General features: G+C 36.3%; 21 protein-coding genes and 1 riboswitch. Of the genes, 7 read left to right on the top strand and 14 right to left on the bottom strand.

Features of this window, described 5'->3' with window-relative positions:
* Positions 1-6: 6 nt before the first annotated feature.
* Complete coding sequence (locus ABC228_RS14510) at positions 7-2,406, bottom strand: 3-hydroxyacyl-CoA dehydrogenase/enoyl-CoA hydratase family protein (RefSeq protein ID WP_345825877.1); 2,400 nt, start codon at positions 2,404-2,406, stop codon at positions 7-9.
* Positions 2,407-2,922: 516 nt separating this feature from the next.
* Here ABC228_RS14510 and ABC228_RS14515 point away from each other — a divergent pair.
* The 5 genes from ABC228_RS14515 to crcB are packed head-to-tail and all read left to right on the top strand — an operon-like array spanning position 2,923 to position 5,688.
* Positions 2,923-3,681, top strand: a complete 759-nt coding sequence (locus ABC228_RS14515) for a metal ABC transporter ATP-binding protein (protein WP_345825878.1) — start codon at positions 2,923-2,925, stop codon at positions 3,679-3,681.
* A gap of 15 nt (positions 3,682-3,696) precedes the next feature.
* On the top strand, positions 3,697-4,548 hold the full coding sequence (locus ABC228_RS14520; protein WP_345825879.1) for a metal ABC transporter permease: 852 nt from the start codon (positions 3,697-3,699) through the stop codon (positions 4,546-4,548).
* Positions 4,545-4,958 (top strand): Fur family transcriptional regulator, encoded by a 414-nt coding sequence (locus tag ABC228_RS14525; protein WP_345825881.1) that lies wholly within the window; start codon positions 4,545-4,547, stop codon positions 4,956-4,958. The genes ABC228_RS14520 and ABC228_RS14525 overlap by 4 nt, the downstream gene beginning before the upstream one ends.
* On the top strand, positions 4,943-5,341 hold the full coding sequence (locus ABC228_RS14530) for a fluoride efflux transporter FluC (RefSeq protein WP_345825882.1): 399 nt from the start codon (positions 4,943-4,945) through the stop codon (positions 5,339-5,341). The genes ABC228_RS14525 and ABC228_RS14530 overlap by 16 nt, the downstream gene beginning before the upstream one ends.
* Complete coding sequence (gene crcB, locus ABC228_RS14535; protein ID WP_345825883.1) at positions 5,338-5,688, top strand: fluoride efflux transporter CrcB; 351 nt, start codon at positions 5,338-5,340, stop codon at positions 5,686-5,688. Before ABC228_RS14530 ends, crcB begins: the two co-directional genes overlap by 4 nt.
* On the opposite strand, the gene ABC228_RS14540 is transcribed toward crcB, so the two are convergent.
* The 8 genes from ABC228_RS14540 to ABC228_RS14575 form a co-directional block, all read right to left on the bottom strand.
* A complete protein-coding gene (locus ABC228_RS14540; RefSeq protein ID WP_345825884.1) occupies positions 5,677-5,991 on the bottom strand; it encodes a DMT family transporter in 315 nt (104 codons plus the stop codon). The two genes, crcB and ABC228_RS14540, sit on opposite strands and share 12 nt — an antisense overlap.
* Entirely contained in the window at positions 5,991-6,332 is a 342-nt protein-coding gene (locus ABC228_RS14545) for a DMT family transporter (RefSeq protein ID WP_345825885.1), read from the bottom strand. The genes ABC228_RS14540 and ABC228_RS14545 overlap by 1 nt, the downstream gene beginning before the upstream one ends.
* Before the next feature lie 53 nt (positions 6,333-6,385).
* Positions 6,386-6,475: riboswitch (guanidine-I (ykkC/yxkD leader) on the bottom strand.
* Positions 6,476-6,518: 43 nt separating this feature from the next.
* The gene (locus ABC228_RS14550) at positions 6,519-7,688 is read right to left on the bottom strand and encodes a hypothetical protein (protein WP_345825886.1); all 1,170 of its coding nucleotides are present in this window, start codon (positions 7,686-7,688) and stop codon (positions 6,519-6,521) included.
* Positions 7,689-7,743: 55 nt separating this feature from the next.
* A complete protein-coding gene (locus ABC228_RS14555; RefSeq protein WP_345825887.1) occupies positions 7,744-8,943 on the bottom strand; it encodes a hypothetical protein in 1,200 nt (399 codons plus the stop codon).
* 22 nt (positions 8,944-8,965) lie between these two features.
* A complete protein-coding gene (locus tag ABC228_RS14560) occupies positions 8,966-10,165 on the bottom strand; it encodes a hypothetical protein (RefSeq protein ID WP_345825888.1) in 1,200 nt (399 codons plus the stop codon).
* Entirely contained in the window at positions 10,155-11,375 is a 1,221-nt protein-coding gene (locus tag ABC228_RS14565) for a DUF58 domain-containing protein (protein WP_345825889.1), read from the bottom strand. Before ABC228_RS14565 ends, ABC228_RS14560 begins: the two co-directional genes overlap by 11 nt.
* Positions 11,372-12,316: an AAA family ATPase gene (locus ABC228_RS14570; RefSeq protein ID WP_345825890.1), complete on the bottom strand. Its 945-nt coding sequence runs from the start codon at positions 12,314-12,316 to the stop codon at positions 11,372-11,374. Before ABC228_RS14570 ends, ABC228_RS14565 begins: the two co-directional genes overlap by 4 nt.
* Before the next feature lie 482 nt (positions 12,317-12,798).
* Positions 12,799-14,082: a hemolysin family protein gene (locus tag ABC228_RS14575; RefSeq protein ID WP_345825891.1), complete on the bottom strand. Its 1,284-nt coding sequence runs from the start codon at positions 14,080-14,082 to the stop codon at positions 12,799-12,801.
* Positions 14,083-14,389: 307 nt separating this feature from the next.
* Between ABC228_RS14575 and ABC228_RS14580 the strand changes: the two genes are divergently transcribed.
* Complete coding sequence (locus tag ABC228_RS14580; RefSeq protein ID WP_345825892.1) at positions 14,390-14,977, top strand: YitT family protein; 588 nt, start codon at positions 14,390-14,392, stop codon at positions 14,975-14,977.
* Positions 14,978-14,988: 11 nt separating this feature from the next.
* On the opposite strand, the gene ABC228_RS14585 is transcribed toward ABC228_RS14580, so the two are convergent.
* Positions 14,989-16,497 (bottom strand): BCCT family transporter, encoded by a 1,509-nt coding sequence (locus ABC228_RS14585; RefSeq protein ID WP_345825893.1) that lies wholly within the window; start codon positions 16,495-16,497, stop codon positions 14,989-14,991.
* Between the two features lie 238 nt (positions 16,498-16,735).
* Here ABC228_RS14585 and ABC228_RS14590 point away from each other — a divergent pair, with 238 nt between their 5' ends.
* Positions 16,736-17,488 carry an SAM-dependent methyltransferase gene (locus ABC228_RS14590; RefSeq protein WP_345825894.1) on the top strand — a complete coding sequence of 251 codons (753 nt, stop codon included), beginning with the start codon at positions 16,736-16,738 and terminating at the stop codon, positions 17,486-17,488.
* Between the two features lie 39 nt (positions 17,489-17,527).
* Here ABC228_RS14590 and ABC228_RS14595 read toward each other — a convergent pair whose 3' ends face one another.
* From ABC228_RS14595 to aceB, 4 genes are all read right to left on the bottom strand, one after another.
* Positions 17,528-18,115 carry a nitroreductase family protein gene (locus ABC228_RS14595; protein WP_345825895.1) on the bottom strand — a complete coding sequence of 196 codons (588 nt, stop codon included), beginning with the start codon at positions 18,113-18,115 and terminating at the stop codon, positions 17,528-17,530.
* 173 nt (positions 18,116-18,288) lie between these two features.
* On the bottom strand, positions 18,289-19,491 hold the full coding sequence (locus ABC228_RS14600; RefSeq protein ID WP_345825896.1) for a C40 family peptidase: 1,203 nt from the start codon (positions 19,489-19,491) through the stop codon (positions 18,289-18,291).
* Between the two features lie 242 nt (positions 19,492-19,733).
* Entirely contained in the window at positions 19,734-21,011 is a 1,278-nt protein-coding gene (gene aceA, locus ABC228_RS14605; protein ID WP_345825897.1) for an isocitrate lyase, read from the bottom strand.
* A 2-nt stretch (positions 21,012-21,013) separates the two neighbouring features.
* The gene (aceB, locus tag ABC228_RS14610; RefSeq protein ID WP_345825898.1) at positions 21,014-22,615 is read right to left on the bottom strand and encodes a malate synthase A; all 1,602 of its coding nucleotides are present in this window, start codon (positions 22,613-22,615) and stop codon (positions 21,014-21,016) included.
* Positions 22,616-22,815 lie beyond the last annotated feature (200 nt).

Raw genomic sequence — 22,815 nt, forward strand, 5'->3', positions numbered from 1 at the left:
TCTTCTTTAATTTCTTAATGGTTTTCCTTTTAGTAGCATGTGTTGCATACGAGCTTGCGTTTTCGGCTCAGCAATTAAACTTAAAAATGCCTCTCGTTCTAAATCAAGCATGACCTGCTCATCTATTAAAGAACCTTCTTTAATACGTCCTCCTGATAATACATATGCTAGCTTTTCAGCGATTTTCACATCATGGTCAGATGCATAGCCTCCAAATTGTAGTGTCTTCGCACCTAATAGCATCGCTGCATAGCCTGCTTCACCAACAACTGGAATTTTCTCACGTTTTGGAGCACGGTACCCTGCTTTCGCAAGCTCTAATACACGTTGCTTCGCATCATAAATTAAATGATCAGGATTAACACTAATTCGGTCATTAGCATTTAAAAATCCGTTTTCTCTTGCTTCTGCTGCAGAGGTAGAAACCTTTGCCATGGCAACCTTTTCAAATACATCGTTGGCAACCTTTGTCAAGTCAAAGTCAATTCCCTTTGGTAAATTACGAAGCTGTTTTAGATATAACTCCTTCGTACCACCGCCACCAGGAATTAGTCCAACACCAAACTCAACAAGCCCCATATAGGTCTCAGCAGATGCTTGTAGTGCTGCTGCCGGTAACGATACCTCTGTACCCCCGCCTAGTGTCATATTAAATGGCGCGACAACTACCGGTTTTTCAGAGTACTTGATGGTAGTACCCATATCCTGGAACATTTTAACCACCATATCAAGCTCGAAAAAGTTGTCATCCTGTGCTTCCATAAGCATTAACGCTAAGTTAGCTCCGACACAGAAGTTCTTTCCTTGGTTACCGATAACGAGCCCTTCATAGTTTTTACCTACTTCTTCAATCGCAAAGTTAACCATTTGAATAATGTCTAAACCTATTGCATTACTCTTGGAGTGGAACTCTAATAATGCAACACCATCTCCAATATCGATTAAACTTGCTCCGGTATTCTTTTTAATAACACCATTTACTTCTTTTAGGCGCTTAATATTAATTTCTTTTGGATTAAATTCCTGTTCTTTATATTCACCTTGATTAACATAATATACGGTGCCATTATCCGTTCGGTAGAAGGAATCTTTGCCAGATTCAATTAATTCAAGGACCCAGCTCGGTACTGTTTCTCCTTCTTGCTGCATGCGTTCGACAGAAGACTTCAATCCAATAGCATCCCATGTTTCAAATGGACCAATCTCCCAGCCAAATCCCCATTTCATCGCCTGGTCGATTGCAACAATATCATCAGCAATTTCACCAACTAGCTCTGCAGAGTAGAGCAGTGCAGGCTTTAAAATGGACCAAATTAAAGCTCCGGCACGATCCCCTTTTGCGGATACAAGCGCTTTCAATTTGTTGCGTGAGCCTTTTGCCTGCTTTGCCATTTCTATAGCCGGTGATTTTAGTTTTTTACGTTTTTCATATTCTAACGTATCTGGATTTAGTTCTATGATTGTACTTCCTTCTTTTCCTTTTTGCTTTAGGAAGAATCCTTGGCCACTTTTAGCACCTAGCCATCCATTTTCCTGCATTTTCAACATAAATTCCGGTATATCAAATACTTCTTTTTCAGCACCATCCACTTGGTCGTACACATTTCGTGCGACATGAATGAACGTATCTAACCCTACTACATCTAACGTTCTGAAGGTTGCGCTTTTGGGTCTCCCAATAAGTGGACCAGTTACAGAATCAACCTCTCCAACACTATAGCCACCCTTAAGCATTTCTCTAACAGTTACTAATAATCCATACGTACCAATTCGATTAGCGATGAAGTTTGGCGTGTCTTTCGCTTCTACAACACCTTTTCCAAGTACATCCTCACCAAATTGCTTCATAAATGCTAATACTTCGGTGTCTGTATGCTTCGTCGGAATAACTTCTAGTAATTTCAAATAACGAGGTGGGTTAAAGAAGTGCGTTCCTAAGAAATGCTTTTGAAAATCACTAGAACGTCCTTCAACCATCGCTTCAACTGAAATTCCTGACGTATTTGAACTAATGATTGAACCCTCTTTACGATATTGATCTACTTTTTCAAATACACTTTTCTTAACATCTAGACGCTCAACCACTACCTCAATGATCCAATCTACATCCGCCAATCTTTCCATATCATCATCCAAGTTACCGATTTCAATTAACTCTAAGCTAGTTTTTGATGTAATTGGTGATGGCTTTTGCTTCAATAATGCTTGCTTACTTTGTGCTGCGATTCGGTTTCTTACCACCTTTTCCTCTAGTGTGAGACCTTTCTTCTCCTCTTGCTCCGTTAGGGCTCTAGGCACAATGTCAAGCATTAAGGTTGGAATACCGATATTAGCCAAGTGAGCAGCAATTCCGGAACCCATGACTCCTGAACCTAAGACTGCAGCACGCTTGATTGTTCGCTTCATGTTTTGTCCCCCAATCATTTTTTGAATGAATACTCATTCATTTTACTGTAAAAAATTAAGGACAGTGTCCCATCCATCTAAATTAACTATAAAATAAATTCTGATATTTCGCAATAAAAATTGCAGAAGAAAATAGAATACATTGATAAATTTTCATATTTTAACAGGATAGATATAAGTTTCCTATTATACTTACTGTCGAATAAACAAGCGCTAAAATGGTCATTTATGAAAGATACCCTTACATAATCATTCTTGTTTACAAATCGTAATGATTACGATAATATAACTATCATGATGTATTACATGTTAATCACAATAAACAGGCTCTGTTTGTTCATACTACCTATAGGAAATAGGCAGTAAAATGTGGCAAGCAAATCCACAGTACATGATAAATGATATATAATTTTATTTCACTTACAGAGAAACTTAAAAACATATTGGTGCTGGAACAGGATTTTCTTTCTCAGACGACCTACTAAAGCTACCAATTAGCAGAAAGGAAACATACTGATGCGTGATTCCATTATATCCATACAAGATGTTAGTTTTAACTATGAACATAAAAATGTCTTAGACCATGTAAATTTTGAGATACCCTATGGCTCATTCATGGGACTTATTGGTCCTAACGGAGGAGGCAAAACCACATTAATTAAGTTACTTTTAGGAGAACTAAAACCAGTTACCGGTACCATTAAATTGTTTAATACACCAATCACACAATTTAAAGACTGGAATAAAATTGGGTTCGTTTCTCAGAAATCGAATTCCTTTAACAAAGATTTTCCAGCAACCGTCTTTGAAGTTGTATCTATGGGTTTAACGTCGAAAGTTGGCTATTTCAAATTTTTCAACCAAAAACATAAAGCGAAAATACGACAAGCAATAGATTTAGTAGGAATGCGTGAATATACCTACGAGAATATTGGAAATTTGTCAGGTGGTCAGCAGCAGCGGGTCTTTATTGCTCGATCACTCGTTAGTGACCCAACCTTATTAATCCTCGATGAACCAACTGTTGGAGTGGATTCGGAGAATGTACAGCGCTTCTATGAATTACTTCATAATTTAAACAAAGAGCAAGGGATTACACTGTTACTCGTCACACATGATACAGGTACCATGACAGAATATGCTACCGACATTGCTTGCCTGAATAAAACCTTACATTTCCACGGAAAACCAGGAGAATATGAAAACCTGTCTGATAGGGAAATTTCAGAGGTTTATGGTCACCCTGTTAGCCTTATCACGCATGATCATAATTAGTTGGAGGAACATTTAATGTTAGCTGATCTTTTTGAATTTGATTTTTTACGCAATACCTTTTTAACCGGAATCCTTATTGGTGTAATTGCACCATTACTAGGGACATTTATTGTCGTTAGGCGACTATCATTAATTGCTGATGCGCTTTCCCATGTAACATTAGCTGGAATTGCCTTTGGCTTATTTTTGGAAAAGAAATTTGCATTCACGCTACTCCCACCCTTATATAGTGGCATGGCTTTTTCTGTGTTAGGATCTATTTTTATTGAAAAGCTTCGCGGTGTGTATAAATCCTATCAAGAAATCGCTATACCCATTATTTTATCTGGTGGTGTAGGACTCAGTGTTATATTTATTGCACTTGCAGATGGCTTTAACACAGAGTTAATGAATTATCTCTTCGGTTCTGTGTCAGCAGTTAGTCAAGGAGATTTTATTTCTATCTTATGTATCTCCATCGTTGTCGTTCTTATCATTATGTTATTCTATAAAGAATTATTTACCCTATCGTTTGATGAAGAGCATGCGAGAGTATCAGGAATTCACGCAAAACCTATTCACTTACTTTTTATTGTATTAACTGCATTAGTTATTGCAGCATCTATTCGGATCGTTGGGGTTTTATTAGTTTCGGCTCTTATGACCTTGCCGGTAGCAGCAAGCATGCGCATTGCCAAAGGTTTTAAACAGATGATGTTTTTATCTATTGCTTTCGGAGAAATAGCTGTTATGATAGGATTAATATCAGGATATTATTTAAATATTCCACCTGGTGGTACGATCGTAGTTGTTTCGATTATCATCTTACTTATTTCCATAAGTATCAAACGAATCCGTTTTGGTAAAAAAGTGAGGGTTAGTTCATGAATACGTCTGATGCTATTGAGATTTTAAAAAACAAAGGCTATAAAACTACGGGAAAACGAAAAGATATCTTATCATTTTTTGAGAAAGCTGACGGCTACCGTACAGCAAAAGATTTAATTCAGTTTTTAGAAGAAACTTACGAGGGAATTAGCTTTGATACTATATACCGAAATCTTCATCTATATAATGAAGTCGGAATACTTGAAGCAACCGAATTAAATGGTGAAAAGCATTTTCGTATGAATTGTACAAGTCATCACCATCATCATTTTATCTGTAAGGATTGCGGGAAAACAAAGGAAATCGAAGTATGTCCGATGGATGAAGTGCAAAAGTCATTAGTTAACTATGAAATAGAAGACCACAAATTTGAAATTTACGGGTTATGTCCAGCATGTCAGAGCATCTAAAGCAGCTCAAGATCTTCTTAGCAATTGGTATCGGTGGAATGATTGGGGCAGCATCCCGTTATGGAATTTCAATTGGCTTCCCCGTAACAAATAAGTTACCAATTGAAACGTTAATAGCCAATTTGATTGGCTGTTTTTTATTAAGTTATCTATTACATGTTCCATTCATGAAAAATACATTTTCTAAGGAGTCTCGCATAGGAATTACTACTGGTATTTTGGGTGCGTTCACAACATTTTCAACCTTTGCTGTTGAAACAGTTGTACTTGGAGAAGTTAGTATTTTGCTAGCTACAGGCTATGTAATCATTAGTCTGATTGGTGGAATAACTTTATGTTTTTGTGGTTATTGGATGGCAAATCGAAGGCGGGAAAGCATATGAATTTACTTGCAGTTACGATAGGAGGATTCATCGGAAGTATCCTCCGTTATTTTTTATCTATCAGCATGAATAAGCGCTTAATTGGTACGTGGATAGCGAACATAACTGGATCTGTCTTCCTTGCGATATTATTTTATTTCCATTCCATTCATATGCTTTCTGACTTCGCATGGCTATTTTTAGGGGTTGGATTATGCGGTGCATACACCACATTTTCCACATTTGGAAATGAAACAATCCAGCTTATCCTACAAAAGCGTTATAAGCATGCCACTTCATATGTTTTTCTTTCAGTATCCATATCTCTTATTGCGGTTATCTTCACACTTCATTTATTAGGATATTAGCTTTAATCCAACTGCTGAAGAAATAACCATTCCGATAAAAAGAATGCGCCAACCACTTTTAGGTTCATTATAGAAGAACATCCCCACTAAGACGCTCCCCACCGTACCGATGCCTGTCCAAACAGCGTAAGCAGTACCCATTGAGATAGTTTGCATAGCGAAAGATAGGAACAAAAAACTAGTCATAAATCCACCAATTAAAAAAACAAAATTTCCAACTGTCTTTTTCTGGTTAATTTTATTTATTCCCGTCACTCCAACTAATTCCCCAAACCCAGCAATCACCAAGAAAATCCAATCCATTACCCTTGCTCTCCTTTCTGTACGGAGTGTTTCGTTACAGTTTTTAGTCCAATTACTCCCGTTAGAAGCAACATTATTAACAATACCTTTATACCATTGAATGGTTCTTTGAACACAATCATTTCCATCAATACAGTTCCAGCAGTACCTAATCCTGTAAACACAGCATAGGTTGTTCCAACTGGCAAGCGATTAGAAGCAACCAGTAATGCGTGCATACTAATATAAATTGCTACGATTGTTAGTACCCATGTCCACCAACTATTTGCATGCTTTAAGCCAATAACCCAACCGATTTCAAATACTACACCAATCCATACCATATTCCAATCTCGTCTCATCTAAATCACTCCTAACATGGAAAAGCCCGGAAAGATATCATTATCACTCGATATCCTCCCGGGCTTTTCTCCCTCCGTGTACACTTCCGTACGTTTTCTCTCGGACCAGACCAATTATATGCGGAACCCTAGAAAACCTATTATGAAATTACTAGTATTATACCATAAAAACTATCCACCATGTTATCATGATTTGAAGTCTTCCTCAATTTTCTGTAATTCTTTACGTAACGTGAAAATTTCCTGCTCCTTAACATTTTTTTCTCCATAGCGTACCCGCTGATACACCTCTAGATTCGTTTGAAAACCAATGCGCCGCAACCAATCTTCAACGGTTTCAGACTTTTCTCTACCCTTTTGATATTTTGTTGCACGCCGCTCAAATTTATAAACCATTTGGCGCACAGGATTTGCTCTTTTGAAGGAAAAATTTTGTATGATTTTTTTTAATAAACGATGCTTTTCCTTACGATTATTCGTTATTATATTAGCAACCCTCTTACTCACGCTTTCTCCTAAGGGACTATAGTCATTTGAATAAATTTGTATAATATATATAAGTCCAATAACACTCAGTACAAAACCAGAAATCATGAAGAGCGTATATCCAGGCAGTAGGAAATCTAAAAACGCAGTACCGTTTTCTAAAGACTCTTCTCTACTTCCCATTCTTCTTGATTGTAACCAGTTAGCGAATTCTATATCTTCTACAAATTGAAAGAGGTTTACAATTCTGCCTATCACCAGAAAAATAGCATAACTAATCGTATCCCATAATCGAGTTAACATATCCTGCTTCGCAATGTAATAGGATAACATACCACCAATACATAAGAACATCGCAAAGGTTACACTCAACATACGATTGGACCTATGCTGCGTACGAATAGAAGTCACTGAGATGTGACTAACAAACGATCCAATTACGATAACCATACATTGAAAAAACAAGTAAATGATTACCTCTACTTCACGAATGAGTAAGGTCATAATTAAAGTCAAAAGCCCTGTCATGACCATATTCCTTATCTCTTGTCTCATTATTAATTCACTACGTATTCGAACGTACCGCCATATTAAGACAATGGAGATTAATATACTCACATAAAATGGATAACCACAAAGAAGAAATAATAATACTAGGAATGGAGAAGAAATGAAGTATGGATAATAGCTCGTTGTTTTTTTTGCTATAACAGAAAATCCTATTGTAATCATACTTATTAGCAACAAGTAACTCCAATATGGTACCCAATTATAGTAAAAATGGAATACCGGTATTAAAAGTAAGAATAAGATGATGGCTTCATTAATAAAATGATAGCCATATGATATATATGGGTTTTTTGGTACCATGCCGATCAACCACCCCTAATGTAGTAGCCACCCTTATTTGTAAGAATGGCTACTATCACGTACTGTTTTGACTTATATGCAATAACTTATCTTCTAATTCCCTCAGTGTATACCTTAAATCCTTTTCTTCTAATGTCGTTACTTCTTGCTCACCATACCGAACCTTCTGATAGATATCAATATTTCCTTCTAAGCCGACTCGATTAAACCAATTTTCAATAGATTCATAGCTTCTTCTACCTAGTTCTAACGATGCCGCTTTTTGTTCAAATTCATAGACTAGCTTTCGGATAGGATGTTTTATTCTTACTTTTCTACGCTTGAATGGACGACTTAACATTCTTTTTGGACGTTTTAATTTTTCTTCAGTTTTCATGAAATCTACTGCGTCAGAATGATTTTCTTCTTTTGGCTTCGATTTCAATACTCTATAAATGATAACGAGAAGGAAAATAAGCATGACGGTAACGACTATCGCAAAAAATATGTCAAAATTCCCATCATGGTTTTCAAATTCAGGCAAAGGTGTTTGCTCTTGACTCATACCAATTTCTTCAGACTGCTGTTCCTCATTTTCGGGATGAAAAAGATCATTAATATTCAAAAACTCCAATACCTTTGCCACACCACTTACCAATAAGGTTAAGGTATTTCCAAAGAACTCCCAAACCCCTTTTGTAAAAATAGTTGCTGTATCGGCTAAGGAAAGTATCAGGATTGTAATAATGGAAAAGAAGCTTCCCCATTTCAACCATACTGAACGATTAACTTGCCTGCGCTCTTCTTTTTCAATAACAACTAAGTTACTAACTGTAAAGCCAATTAATATCGTAAAAATCTGAACGAATAGAAATAAAATGACGTAAAACTCCTTTAAGATAAATAGACCGAGTAAAGTAAGGAGAAAGGTAATGATTAAATAATTAGCTTCATTACTCAAAAATGCTTTACTTCGTATTGCAACATATCGCCAGACTAATACACCAGTAAAGAGTATAGATAAAGACAATGTGTATCCTATTAAATAAAAGCTTAGGATAATCACTGGAATTACCACGATATATGGTAGATTACTTTTGGTAAGATTTGAGAATAATAAAAATAACAAGCAGGTTCCCGCTAATAGCAAGAGATAATTCCATCCAGGCACAGCATCATAGTAATAAAACATGAATGGAAGTACGATTAAATATAGAATTATTCCTTCACTTATGAAGTGATAGGCGTTTGTAATAGGAGTATGTTGATTCTGCATATCATCATCCTTTTATTATCGGTTAATTGGCTGTAATAATCTCTTCCATTTTTTTCAGCTGTTCCTTTAGGGTGTTTTTTTCGTCATCACTTACATTTAATTCTCCATATCGTACTCGCTGGTAGATTTCTATGTTTGCATTTAAACCAATTCTATTAAACCAGTCCTCTACTGTTTCAAAAGGTTTTCTTCCTTTTTGTTTCTTGTTAGCTTTCCGTTCGAATTGTAATAACATTTTACGAATAGGGTGTTCAGGTGGTTTGAAAAACCGTTTAATCCCAAATATAGAACGATTTTCACGTGGAGTCTCTAGTGATACTTCCGTCACGTTTATTGTTACCTCATCCCTCTGTTCAACACCACTTAACCTTTTCACAATACGTTTTTTAACTACCCATAATAAGATGATGATGATTGCACATAACAAGACTGCTGTTACTCCTAAGACCAATAACCCGGTTAACTGATCTACAATACTTGGCTCCTCAATGACTTGTCCAGCGTTTTCCGGATTAAACTCGTGCCCATCGGAATTATCCTGTTCTGGCCAGCCCCTTTGTTCTACTTCCAAGAAGCTTAGCATATTCGAAATGCCGATTAGTGCACCAGAAGCACCATCTAAGAGTCCTTTCCATAAAGTAACCGTAACCGTTCGGAACCCTTCAAATAAAATAAAAAATAAAAATGCTCCTACACTAAGTATCCCGACAAAATAAACAGGAATCTTATAATCAATTCGCTTTCTATCCTGCTTGGATACATAGATAAAATGACTGAAAACAAATCCGATAAACAAGATACTAAATTGTAAAAATGGATATAACATAATTTGACTATCATGAACTAAAATACTGACGAAGATCGTCAAGATGATCGTCATAAGAATATAAATGCTTTCTCTTTTTACTGTTTCTTGATTCCGAATATTAATATAACGCCATGTAAGCAGAATTGAAAATAGTACTGAGAAAATAATCGGATAATCCAGTAAATGAAAAGCAACAAACAAAATCGGTGTAACCATAATATAAACATAAATGTTGTCTGTAAGCTTTGTTAGAGTTGTATACAAGATACTAGCTCCTATAACAACCATTAAATAGCTTCCATATGGCTCAAAAAAGAAACGATGGTGTAAGATAGGTAGAGCAATTAAAAAAAGAAGAATTGCCTCTGAAAAAAAATGATAAGCATAGGCTATAAGCGGATGATTATGTTGCATCGCGTATAGCCCCCTTCACTACCAAAGGCTTTATACTTGCTCCTTCATCAGAATCAACGACTTGATACGTACTGTTTTGCACCTGATTCCATGTATTCATCATTCCAATTGCATTAGCCGGAACATCCCCAATAAAAATAATCGTTTTTGGCTTAATAAATTGTTTACCAATTTGATGAAGCATTTTATTGAACGGTTGAATTGGTGATTGCTTATGGACTCTAGCAAGCATTTCTAGGGCATGCATGTAATGTGTTTTTCCTTCCCCCTCATGTAAATGAATATACGAAACCTTCCCAGGCTTACGAGCATTGATAAAGATTTCAAAGGGCACATGCATTTTTGTTGCGTATTCACTTAGGTAAGCCGTATAGGACAATAAATTCTCTAAATTTTTATTAAAGCTAACCATATTCTTATCGTTCTCTGTCCCTAGATTAATAATAAATACAAACGAACGGTCTACTACCTTTTCGTAAATATTAGTTTGAAGTTTCTGGGTTTTAACCGACGCTTTCCAATTAATCTTATGGAATGGATCACTATAGCTGTAGTCCCTTGTTCCAAGCGGGCTTTGAATATCTTCAAATGGAGAGTAATTTAACCGACTCTCTCCTTGCATCATATGGAATACAGCATTTGCACCTTGAACAGGTAGTAGTCTTGGATAAACGATATATTCAGTCTTATAAAAACCTGTATACCGTAAACGAAGCATACTAAAATTCAAAAGATGAGGAAAATAATAGGAAATATTCTTCACTCTTGATACCCCACGTTGCTCAGCGACTATTGGAAATTCTACAATGGTATTTTTCCGTTGAATAATCGATAACGGAAGCTTAAGCTCCCTCCAATAATTCTCGTCTTGCTTTACCAATGTATAGGCTTTAATCGCTGACCCAAGCTGAAAGCCAAATTCACCATTTATTAAAGGAAACATCGACTGATTCTTGATTTCAAATTTCAACGTCGCCTCTTCTCCTGGAAATAGCTTCACAGTAGTTGGTTCATTTTTCATTACTAAGCTTCTACCAATACTTTTATCGTAAATTTTATATGCAATTAAATATGCTGCAAAAATACCCACACCAATAAAAACAATAGCAGACCGAAAAATAACTCCAATTAGAAAGAATGTGATAAAGGCTATAAGGATATAATCATAGCTATTCGAATCCTCAGAACCTACTTCCTTTCTCCACATCATTGGCTAACTGCTCCTTCTTCAACAGGTACCGGGACTGCTTGTAAAATTTCATTCACAAGTTGCTCTGGAGTCTTCTTAATAGATCCTTCCATTGTTAATATTAATCGATGCTCAAATACATATGGTGTCAGGGTTTTGATATCATCTGGTGTCACATACTCTCTCGCTTGTAAAAATGCCCTTGCTTGTGCAGCACGCATTAACGCTAACATTCCACGTGGGCTAATACCAAGCTCGACCTCGTGATGCTCTCTAGATGCATGTACTAAATTTAATAAATAATCATAAACAACTTCTGATAGTTTAACTTGCTTTATTTCCTGTTGAATCTTTCGAATCTCTTCTAAGGATAATACTGCCTTAATTTCTTCATATGGATCATGATTTCGGTATGTAGTAAGAATTTGTTTCTCTTCTTCCTTTGAAGGGTATCCAATATCAACCTTAAATAAGAATCGGTCTAATTGTGCTTCTGGCAACGGGAATGTTCCATAATTACTCTCAACTGGATTTTGCGTTGCAATAACGATAAATGGTGCTTCAACTTTAATTGTTTCCCCATCAATTGTAGATTGGTATTCTTCCATCACTTCTAACAAGCTGGACTGTGTTTTAGGAGTTGCACGGTTAATCTCATCTGCTAGCAGTACATTTGAAACCACTGGTCCCACGCGTAATTCAAATTCCTGTGTTTTGGGATTAAAGAAACGAATGCCAGTAACATCACTTGGTAATACATCAGGCGTAAATTGAACACGATTAAAGTCGCCATTCATTATTTTAGCAAAGCTCTTAGCTAGTTTTGTTTTACCAGTTCCTGGAACACTTTCTAATAGTACATGCCCCTGTGCAAATAAAGCTGTAAATAATAGATCTACAACTTCTTCTTTTCCATAGATAACATTATTTAATGCGTTTTTTGCTAGTTTAATATTTTCCATCTATTATTCCCCCAATTATATTAAAAGTTAGATAATTAGTATTATTATAACATGTTAATCTTTTTTACGTTATTATTTCAAAATGGTTTCAAAAAGTTGGAAAAACACTGAAAACTTTATAGCTATTTAGTTGTCTATGTACTAAATATCATGTTAACTATCACTATGCAGTAGACGCTGATTGGTTCTAATTCGTGCACAAGGTCTAACTTCATCCTCCATGACATGAAACCATTATTAATAATTAAACGAAACACATTATTCCACCTATCTTCCGTAAATAGTCCGTCATCCTGTTTCAATTGCAACATTTTTATTTTTAAATGTTATCATGCTATTATTTAGATGAACAAACAAAAAAGGGTAAATCTATTTTTAGATTTACCCTTTTTTGGGTTAGCGCTTCTAGCCCTATGTTTAACCTATTATGTTGCTTTCTAGATTTTTAGCTTTTTAGCTTTTTAGCCAAACCTTTAGCCTGTTTAGGCTCTTACTATTTTTACTTTCTTAATCTGGTAGCCATCATTTTCTTCGACAACAAACTGGTAACCATCATGTTCAACTGTTGTACCTTTTTTGGCTTCCACATTATTATTAATAATCCATCCAGCAATTGTATCAACTTCTTCTTCGTCAAGCTCAGTACCTAGATATTCATTTAGCTCATATAACAGTAATTTTCCATCAACCATTATTGCTCCATTTTCCAATTCTTCAATCATTGGAGTTTCATGAGCATCAAATTCATCTCGTATCTCACCGACGATTTCCTCTAAAATATCCTCAACTGTGATAAGACCGGCAGTTCCCCCATACTCATCAACTACGATTGCCATATGAATACGTTCCTTCTGCATTCGTAATAATACCTGTTTGATAGGAGTGGACTCCGATACATGCAGAATAGGTCGGATATGTGGTTCAATCGATTCCTTTTCACTAGAAATATGACCCGTGAAAAGCTCTTTAATATTCACAAGACCCAAAATATGATCTTTATCGCCATCGGCAACAGGATATCGGGTGTATTGCCCTTCACGAATCAAATTAATATTCGTTTCATAGCTATCTTCTTTAAAAAAGCAAACCATTTCTGTACGTGGTACCATAATCTCTCTTGCGACACGCTCATCAAAATCAAAGATATTATTCACATACATCATTTCTGCTTTGTTTATTTCACCATTTTTATAGCTTTCAGAAAGTATCAGACGAAGTTCTTCTTCTGAATGAGCATTTTCAATTTCATGCATTGGCTTAAAGCCAAATAAGCGAACCAATAATTTTGCAGTTCCATTTAATAGGAACGTTAGTGGATACAATATCACACGAAGAACTAGCAAAGGCTTCGCTAAATTCAAGGCCATTGCTTCCGCTTTTTGCGTAGCAATTGCCTTTGGTACCAACTCCCCGAATACAACTCTTAAGAACATAATGATTAGAAAGGCAATAACAAAGGAAAAGAAATCGCCAGTTGATTGACTAAGCTCCATTTTATCAAATATCGGAAGAAACGCTGTTTCCACTGAGCTTTTTCCTAACCAACCTAGACCTAATGCTGTCATGGTTATTCCAATCTGACAAACATTGATATAGGAATCCATACTATCCGTTATCTTCTTCAAACTCACTGCCTTACTGTTATTCTCTTCAATCAATTGGTCTATTCGAGAAGAACGGACCTTTACAATGGCAAATTCGGTTGCTACAAAGAATGCCGTCAGCATTATCAATGCAACAACCCAAAGTAAGTTAACTATATCCAATTAGTATCCTTGTATCATGAGATACAAGGACTTCACCTCCTGATTTTTCAACTAGAATATATGTTATAAATCCGACCATTTTGTAGATGATTCAACGCATGGGGCATCGAAACATCTACAAAACAGAATAAATCTTTTATTAGGTTTACCTTCCCATCAGAATCACCTACCTCCCTAGCATAATTATATTCTATCTAAAACATTCAGTCTACAAAAATATTTTTATATTAATTGTAGTTATTTTCATGATTATCTACATCCTTTCATACAATAGGATGTACGATTTTGGACAAGGTGGTTACTGTGTATGATTCAGAAGGCAATTGCCATTGTAACTGGTAGTATATTCATTGCTATTGGAATAAATTTTTTTGTGATTCCACATCATTTACTTGACGGTGGAATTATTGGGATAGGGTTGATTGGTAAATATGCTTTTGGCTTTATTCCTGGATTAACCATTATTATACTAAGTTTGCCATTGTATGTGATTGCTTATTTTTATTATAAAAGCTATTTTTACAATGGTATACATGGCTTGTTGGTTACCTCTTTTTTTATTGATCTTCTGCGTCCCATCGCCCATTATTCCTCTACACCAATATTCATGAGTTCACTAATTGGTGGACTATTAATTGGAATTGGTGTCAGCATCTTACTAACGAATAATATTAGTACAGGTGGGTCCGATTTATTAGCTTTAATTCTTGCTAGACTTTCTTCTATTAATGTGGGAGTAATCATTCTGATTTTTGATAGCTTGGTCATTTTGACTGGTTCCATCGTCATTCCACAAACAAACATTCTATATTCAACTGTCTTAGTGTCTATGGTCGGTATAACGACCTTTCTCATCACCGGATACTTTAATCCAACAAAAAGGAGCAGCTACTGAGTAGCGTGCTCCTATTTCTCACCTTTTTCCTTCTTCAACGTTTGGCTATTCTTTAACAGTCTTAAAAAGGCAATTACAATAAGGATTAATATTATCGTAAAAGGTAAAGCAGAAATAAGCGATGCTGTTTGTAATGCATCTAAACCACCTGCTAGGAGGAGTACAACCGCAATTGCCGTTATTAATACACCCCAGATTACTTTCACAAACAACACTGGGTTTAAGCTCCCTTTAGAAGTCATACTACTTAAAATATACGTTGCAGAATCTGCTGAGGTCACTAAAAATGTAAATATCAATAAAATCGACAAAATGGAAAGTACATCCGTTAAAGGCAAAGCGTTAAATGTTTCGAATAATGCTACTGCGACATCTTCATGTACAGCATCAGCTATACCTGTTCCACTATTTAGATCGTGATATAATGCAGTTCCTCCAAAGGAAGCAATCCACAAGCAGGCAATTGCTGGAGGCACAATTAAGACACCAAAAACAAATTCTCGAATTGTTCTACCACGTGATACTCTTGCAACAAATGCACCTACAAAAGGAGACCATGCAATTGCCCACGCCCAGTAGAAAATAGTCCAATCACGTACCCAGCTCCCCCCTTGATATGGCGTCAACCGTAAGCTGTATTCAATAAAATTGGTGAGATAGTCCCCTAATCCGAGCACGAATGAATTCAAAATAAAAATTGTCGGACCACTAAAAAAGACAAATAACAACAACACTAAGCATAGTCCTAGGTTAATATTACTTAGCCATTTAATCCCTTTATTTAAGCCCGTACTAGAGGATAACAAATATAGTACCAGCATGACAATTGCTATTATCAACTGTATTATAATCGAATTAGGTAATCCAAATGTACTTTTTAATCCACCATTCATTTGAAGTATACCAAGACCTAAAGAGGTAGCCACTCCCATGACGGTAGCAATAACCGCAAGGGAATCAATTGTCCCCCCTACAAATTTGCTTTTGCCAATAACTGGTTTTATTGCTGTAGATATTAATCCATTCTTCTCTTTGCGGAATTGATTATAAGCAATTATTAAGCCGACAACAGCAAAAACAGACCATTGACTAACACCCCAGTGAAAAAAAGAATAACCCATCGCAATCCTGGCGGCCTCTTCTGTTTTTGGTTCTAATTCCGTAAATGGCGTAGTAAAGAAATGAGACATTGGCTCTGCTACACCCCAAAATACTAGGCCAGCTCCAAATCCTGCTGAAAACAGCATTCCTATCCAAGTGAAAAATGAATATTCCGGTCTAGAATTCTGTGGACCAAGTCGTACCTTCCCATACTTACTCATAGAAATTCCTATTAAAAACAAAACAAAGACAAAGACCGCCAATAGGTATAACCAACCAAAACTAACCGTTGTAAAATTAAAAAGCATTTCTGCTATTTGCCCAAATTTTCCAGGGAAAAATGCACCATAAATTACAAGAATAAGGATAACAAAAGCAGAAATAAAGAATATAGGGTTTTTATAGGAATGTTTATTCATAATGTCTATATAGTCCTTTCCTTCTAAAATTGCTTTGCTTACCAACATTATTTTTTATCGATAGCTTCTTATTATTCACCTCGTTTAGTGAAAATATATCGGTAGCATACAAGGTGCTATTTTGTGATACTATTAAAAGAATAGTAAATACTGGAGGCTAGCCATGTTATGTTACTTTATAATTAATAAAATCGACACTACCTTATATCAATGATATGTCCTTAAGGAGTGGAGATAATTGAAATGGGTTCAATCGTTTTATGAAAAACAATATAAACTGATACACCATGATGGGAATATACAAATTTCTGAAAACCATGTGAAATTGCTGAAAAAAATGGAAAGCATGGTCAATAAGGACTTTTCATCTATTCTTGAGTTAGGTGCTGGTATGGGTGAGTTTGCAATTACAGCTGCAAAAAATGGCTATCATGTGACCGCTATTGAAATTATTAGTTCAGCAGCAAAGCATATAAGGGAAATGGCAAGTCAACTATCGATTGATGGAAGACTACAGGTTATTACAGATGATTTTTATCACGTCCCTATTTCTCAATCTTTTGATGTGGTTTGCTATTTAGATGGATTCGGAATTGGTGGGGATCAGGACCAACGTGAATTACTTCGAAAAATACATGATTGGCTACAACCCAGTGGCTGTGCAATAATTGATATTTACACACCCTGGTACTGGTTATCTACTAATGGGCAGGAAATGTCATTTTCCAACTTTAAGCGAAAATACGGCTTTGATGCAAATAGCTGCAGAATGCTTGATACATGGTACGATCTAAAGGAGCCAAGCGAGATCTATACACAATCGCTTCGTTGTTACTCACCTGAAGACTTACGATTATTACTTAATGGTACTGGTCTTGTACTAACAGAAATATATCCAGGAGGAGCATTGGATTATGCCAACTGGCAATACTATGAGGAAGTGTCATTAATTAAAGCAATGTCTTATACTGCCATTTTGAAGAAAGAATAGTTTAAAAGAGCGGGTACCGATAATCGGTACCCGCTCTTCTTATTCCCCAAGAAATACACCTTCAAACGTAAAATCTTCAACCGGTCTTCTACCAGAAGGCTTCTCTCTATTTTGATTCGCTTCATTTAAACTATCTTTACTTCCTTGATAACCTACAGCAATGATTGCATGAATTTCATAATCATTTGGTACGTTCAAAGCTTCTCTGGCAAGATTTTTATTAAATCCACCCATTGCATGAGTAATTAAACCTTTTCTAGTTGCCTCTAAGGCAAAAAATCCCCATGCTGCTCCTACATCAAATGCATGTGAAGGGTTTTTACCTCCAAACCGCTCTTCAGCTACTTTCGAAACAACTGCTACGAATACAGGCGCATTCGAGCACCAAGTTGTATTTCCTTCATTGATAAAAGCTAAAAATCGTTTCCGATCCTCTTCTTTTTTGGCCACAATAAATCGCCATGGTTGTACATTTGCTGCTGAAGGAGCCCATCTAGCCGCTTCAAATAAGCTATACAATATATCATCTGGTATCACCTTGTCTAAAAAAGATCTTGGAGACCAGCGTTTTAAATAAATCAAATCAATATCATAATCCGCTCTTCTCGCTTCCGTAATATCTGTCATATGTAGCAGTCCCTTCTGTGTATTAGTCCAAATTATTTAACTATTTACGCATAAATACAGTATAGCAAAAAAGACTATCCCCTTCTACAAATGATGCTCCCGAAAAGATAACATTTGCTATCTTTTCGGGAGCATTAGAAAGTTTGGATAGTCTATTCGTTTTTATCTTCTAATTAATTTACTACTCTTCTTACGTGACCACTAAAATGATTTGCCCAATAACCTGAAGTCATATTTGCAACGGCTAAGCCTGTTGTATTTTGTGCCCCAATGAAATTACCATTTCCAATGTAAATTCCAACATGACCATTCGTTTTATACGTATCAAAGAATACGATATCTCCTGGTTGGATGTTGCTGTAAGATACTTTCGTTCCAGAGTATTGCATTGCTGCAGTACTAGATGGAAGGTAAACACCAGCTTGTCCATATGCCCAAGATACAAAACCAGAGCAATCAAAACCACCAGGTCCCTTACCTGCCCAAACATATGGAGTACCTAAGTGTGGATAGCCAGCATTAATAGCAGTTTGAATAACATCACTACTTACAGTTGGTGCGTTACTTTCACTCTTACTTAACGTTGTTAAATCACCGCCAGAAGATGAGCTACCATTACTTCCTGCAGAAGCAACTGGATTTGATGTTGTACGTTTTGCTGCTAACTGACGGTTAACTTCAGATTCAATAGCAGCCAAAGCACTCTCTTCGATTTGTAAATCATCAATTTTTGCTTGAAGCGAGTTCTCTTTTTCACTTAATTCTGTCTTCTTTGCTTCATTTTCTTCTTTTTGAACTAGGATTGTTTCTTGCATTCCTTGAAGCTCTGTTTTTAAGTTCGAAAGCTCAGCAAGTTTATCTGCCACTTCCGCTTTATCCGTTTCAAGCTGTTCTACTAATTCAGCATCAGAAGATGTGATTTTATTAATGGCTGTTACACGACTAATAAAATCAGTGAAACTTTTTGAACCGAAGATTACATCTAAGAAACCAATATTCCCACCATTTTTTTGGTATGTAACCATTCTGTCACTTAAAATTTCTTCACGCTTGTCGATTTCAACTTCTAGTTCATCGATTTCAGCTTCAGTTGTGGTAATTTGTTCATTTGTATCATCAATCATATCTTGATTTGACTTTAATGCTGCTTCAACTTCTTTAATTTCCTCATTTAACTCTTCTAACTCTAGTAAAACATCGGCAACCTCTGCTTCTGCATCAGATAATTTTGCTTGAATATCTGAACGCTCACTTTGTACTTGTGATTGCTTGTTCTGCAGCTCGCTTGTTGTCTCAGCATAAACAGAATCAACTATTAAATTACTTGATAAACCTACTACAACGACTGTAGCAATTGTTACGATAGACTTCCTCACTTTTACTTCCCCGCTTTCCAAACATATCTACTAATCTCATCTATATATTTCTATTAACTCTATTATTTAGGTAATTAGAAGTATAGCATGATTAAGTTTCATGAGTATTATTGTTGTGTTACAAAAACATTTCAAAACTTATTACTTAGTACTAATATGTAACAATAGTAGGATATTTTTTGCGAGGAAAAAGCTAGCTCAATGCTGATAATAGTATTAACATTGTGCTAGCTTAATAGAATTTAGTTGGAAAACTGTTCCTCTTCTGTTGACCCTCGTAAGGCTACAGTTGAAGAAGAACCGCCAGAAATGACTTGTGCTACTTCATCAAAATATCCAGTCCCTACTTCCCATTGATGCTTCGTTGCTGTATAACCAAATATCTCACTGGAAAATTCATTTTGTTGTAGCTCTGAATAAGCTGTCATACCAAATCGTTGATATTTCCTAGCCAGTTCAAACATACTATAATTTAGTGCATGAAATCCTGCTAAGGTTACAAATTGAAACTTATATCCCATTTTGGCAAGCTCATCTTGAAAGATTGCAATCTCTAGCTCCGTTAACTTTTGCTGCCAATTAAAGGACGGAGAACAATTATATGCTAATAATTTCCCAGGATATTTTGCATGAATTGCATCTGCGAAATGCTTAGCTTCCTCTAAATTTGGTTCAGATGTTTCACACCAAATTAAATCTGCATATGGTGCATAGGATAAGCCTCTAGCAATCGCTTGTTGAATACCTGCATTCGTTCTAAAAAATCCCTCTGGCGTCCTTTCCCCAGTAATAAAACCTGAGTCCATGGGATCAACATCACTAGTAATCAAATCTGCTGCGTTTGCATCAGTTCTTGCAATAATGATAGTGGATGTCCCCATCACGTCTGCTGCAAACCTAGCTGCAATAAGATTTCGAACAGCGGTTTGGGTTGGTAACAATACCTTTCCACCCAAATGTCCACACTTCTTTTCAGAAGATAGCTGATCTTCAAAATGTACAGCTGATGCTCCAGACTCAATCATTGCTTTCATCAATTCAAAAGCATTCAATTGTCCTCCAAATCCAGCTTCTGCATCTGCAACTATAGGGACAAACCAATCAACATCTACTTTTCCTTCTGCATAATGAATTTGATCAGCACGCTGTAATGCCTGATTTATACGTTTGACAACATTTGGGACGCTATTGACAGGATAAAGACTCTGATCAGGATACATATGCCCAGCTGCATTTGCATCCGCGGCTACTTGCCAACCACTCAAGTATATTGCCTTCAGTCCTGCTTTTACTTGTTGTACTGCTTGATTTCCTGTTAACGCACCTAGAGCCTTCACATATGGTTCTTTTTGGAGTATATGCCAAAGCTTTTCTGCCCCCCTTCTTGCAAGCGTATAATCGATATCTACTGATCCACGTAATCGTATAACATCTTCAGCAGAATATGGTCTTTCAACTCCTTCCCACCTATCGTTCTCCTTCCAATTCTTTATTAATTCTAGTGCACGTGTCCTCCCCACACTTACCCTCTCCCATCTTTTATTAATTCTTGATATGCAGGAATTGTAAGAAACTCGATAAATTCATCACTTGTTACTAACCGCAAAAATATGTCAGCTGATTTTTGATAATTTTCGTATAGATTTATATCTATTTCTGTATTTTCATGTAATCGTTCCATTTCTTCTCCAATAATTCGCTTAACGAAAGGTAAATTAATATCGCTACCATCTTCCAATTTCCCTTGAGGGTGTCGAATCCATTGCCATATTTGAGCGCGTGAAATTTCTGCAGTTGCAGCATCCTCCATCAAATGGTTAATAGGCACTGCACCTCGTCCTTGTAGCCAAGCAGCAATATATTCTATTCCGACACTAATATTCGTTCGAACCCCATCTAACGTAATGATACCAGTCGGATTTTCTAATAAATCCATGCTCGTTATCTCGATGTGTTCTAGCTTTCTATTAATCTGATTTGATGATGGCATTTCTTTATCAAATACATCCTTTACTAACTGCACCATACCTGGATGAGCTACCCATGTACCATCGTGTCCATCCCGTACTTCTCTTTCCTTATCTGCTCGAACTTTTTCATAAGCTATACGATTTTTGTTTTCATCGCCTTTTACTGGAATTTGTGCTGCCATCCCCCCAATCGCAGGTGCATTACGCTTGTGACAGGTTTTAATTGCTAATAACGAATAGGCACGCATGAATGGCGTTTCCATCGTTACAGTAGAGCGATCTGGTAGAATAATCGCTGGATGCTTTTGAAATCTCTTAATATAGCTAAAGATATAATCCCATCGTCCACAATTTAACCCTGCTGAATGCTCCTTGAGCTCAAATAAGATTTCTTCCATTTCAAATGCAGCACAAATTGTTTCAATTAAGACAGTGGCTTTTATCGTACCTAAAGGGATTGCTAATGTTTGCTGCGAAAAGATAAACACATCATTCCACAGCCTTGCCTCCAAGTGATTTTCCAGCTTAGGTAGATAGAAATATGGTCCCGTACCATTTTCCATTAAACGTTTAGCATTATGGAAAAAATAAAGACCGAAGTCTACTAAGCTGGCAGACATTGGTTCGCCGTCTATCGTTATGTTTTCCTCGTTAAGATGCCATCCTCTAGGCCTAACAACTAAAACTGCAGTTTTTTCATGTAGCTTATAGTACTTACCATTTTCGGATATAAAATCAATTTTATTTCGGATGGCATCTCTTATATTAATCTGACCACTTACAATGTTCTCCCAAGTAGGAGAAGTAGCGTCTTCAAAATCCGCCATAAAGACATTAGCACCAGAATTTAATGCATTAATAACCACTTTTCGATCCACAGGACCAGTAATCTCCACCCTTCGATCCATTAAATCCTCTGGTAAAGGAGTAATTGTCCAAGTCCCCTTGCGAATGTTCACTGTATCTTCAAGAAAGCACAATGTTCCGCCAGCATTTAATTTCTCCTGAAGCTTTATTCTCTCGCCTAGTAATTTCATTCTTCTCTGATTAAACCGTTTATGGAGCTGTTCTAAAAATCGAAGTGCCCCCTCTGTCAAAATCTCTTCTTGCTGTGAGACATAGTAGGAATGTAACTGCGCATTTCCGATAATCATTTAATTCCCCCTCTTTGTTATAAAACATAAGCCACAAATAAAATATTGTTATATAACAATGAAACCAAAAAAATTTACTCTTCCTTTTTTGACAAACAATAATCGCATTCCAGTGTAAATCCAAGATTCTGAACTAAAGTTCCACATTCTGGACATCGCTCTGCTTCGCTTTTCAATTCTGCCCCTCCTTTTATACAACA

Source organism: Ornithinibacillus xuwenensis (genome assembly GCF_039614845.1).
Lineage (GTDB): Bacteria > Bacillota > Bacilli > Bacillales > Amphibacillaceae > Ornithinibacillus > Ornithinibacillus xuwenensis.

Excerpts from the sequence above, each read along its gene's own strand:
- ABC228_RS14510 (WP_345825877.1), bottom strand. The coding sequence starts at position 2,406 with ATGAAGCGAACAATCAAGCGTGCTGCAGTCTTAGGTTCAGGAGTCATG.
- ABC228_RS14515 (WP_345825878.1), top strand. The coding sequence starts at position 2,923 with ATGCGTGATTCCATTATATCCATACAAGATGTTAGTTTTAACTATGAA.
- ABC228_RS14520 (WP_345825879.1), top strand. The coding sequence starts at position 3,697 with ATGTTAGCTGATCTTTTTGAATTTGATTTTTTACGCAATACCTTTTTA.
- ABC228_RS14525 (WP_345825881.1), top strand. The coding sequence starts at position 4,545 with ATGAATACGTCTGATGCTATTGAGATTTTAAAAAACAAAGGCTATAAA.
- ABC228_RS14530 (WP_345825882.1), top strand. The coding sequence starts at position 4,943 with ATGTCAGAGCATCTAAAGCAGCTCAAGATCTTCTTAGCAATTGGTATC.
- crcB (WP_345825883.1), top strand. The coding sequence starts at position 5,338 with ATGAATTTACTTGCAGTTACGATAGGAGGATTCATCGGAAGTATCCTC.
- ABC228_RS14540 (WP_345825884.1), bottom strand. The coding sequence starts at position 5,991 with ATGGATTGGATTTTCTTGGTGATTGCTGGGTTTGGGGAATTAGTTGGA.
- ABC228_RS14545 (WP_345825885.1), bottom strand. The coding sequence starts at position 6,332 with ATGAGACGAGATTGGAATATGGTATGGATTGGTGTAGTATTTGAAATC.
- ABC228_RS14550 (WP_345825886.1), bottom strand. The coding sequence starts at position 7,688 with ATGGTACCAAAAAACCCATATATATCATATGGCTATCATTTTATTAAT.
- ABC228_RS14555 (WP_345825887.1), bottom strand. The coding sequence starts at position 8,943 with ATGCAGAATCAACATACTCCTATTACAAACGCCTATCACTTCATAAGT.
- ABC228_RS14560 (WP_345825888.1), bottom strand. The coding sequence starts at position 10,165 with ATGCAACATAATCATCCGCTTATAGCCTATGCTTATCATTTTTTTTCA.
- ABC228_RS14565 (WP_345825889.1), bottom strand. The coding sequence starts at position 11,375 with ATGATGTGGAGAAAGGAAGTAGGTTCTGAGGATTCGAATAGCTATGAT.
- ABC228_RS14570 (WP_345825890.1), bottom strand. The coding sequence starts at position 12,316 with ATGGAAAATATTAAACTAGCAAAAAACGCATTAAATAATGTTATCTAT.
- ABC228_RS14580 (WP_345825892.1), top strand. The coding sequence starts at position 14,390 with ATGATTCAGAAGGCAATTGCCATTGTAACTGGTAGTATATTCATTGCT.
- ABC228_RS14585 (WP_345825893.1), bottom strand. The coding sequence starts at position 16,497 with ATGAATAAACATTCCTATAAAAACCCTATATTCTTTATTTCTGCTTTT.
- ABC228_RS14595 (WP_345825895.1), bottom strand. The coding sequence starts at position 18,115 with ATGACAGATATTACGGAAGCGAGAAGAGCGGATTATGATATTGATTTG.
- aceB (WP_345825898.1), bottom strand. The coding sequence starts at position 22,615 with ATGATTATCGGAAATGCGCAGTTACATTCCTACTATGTCTCACAGCAA.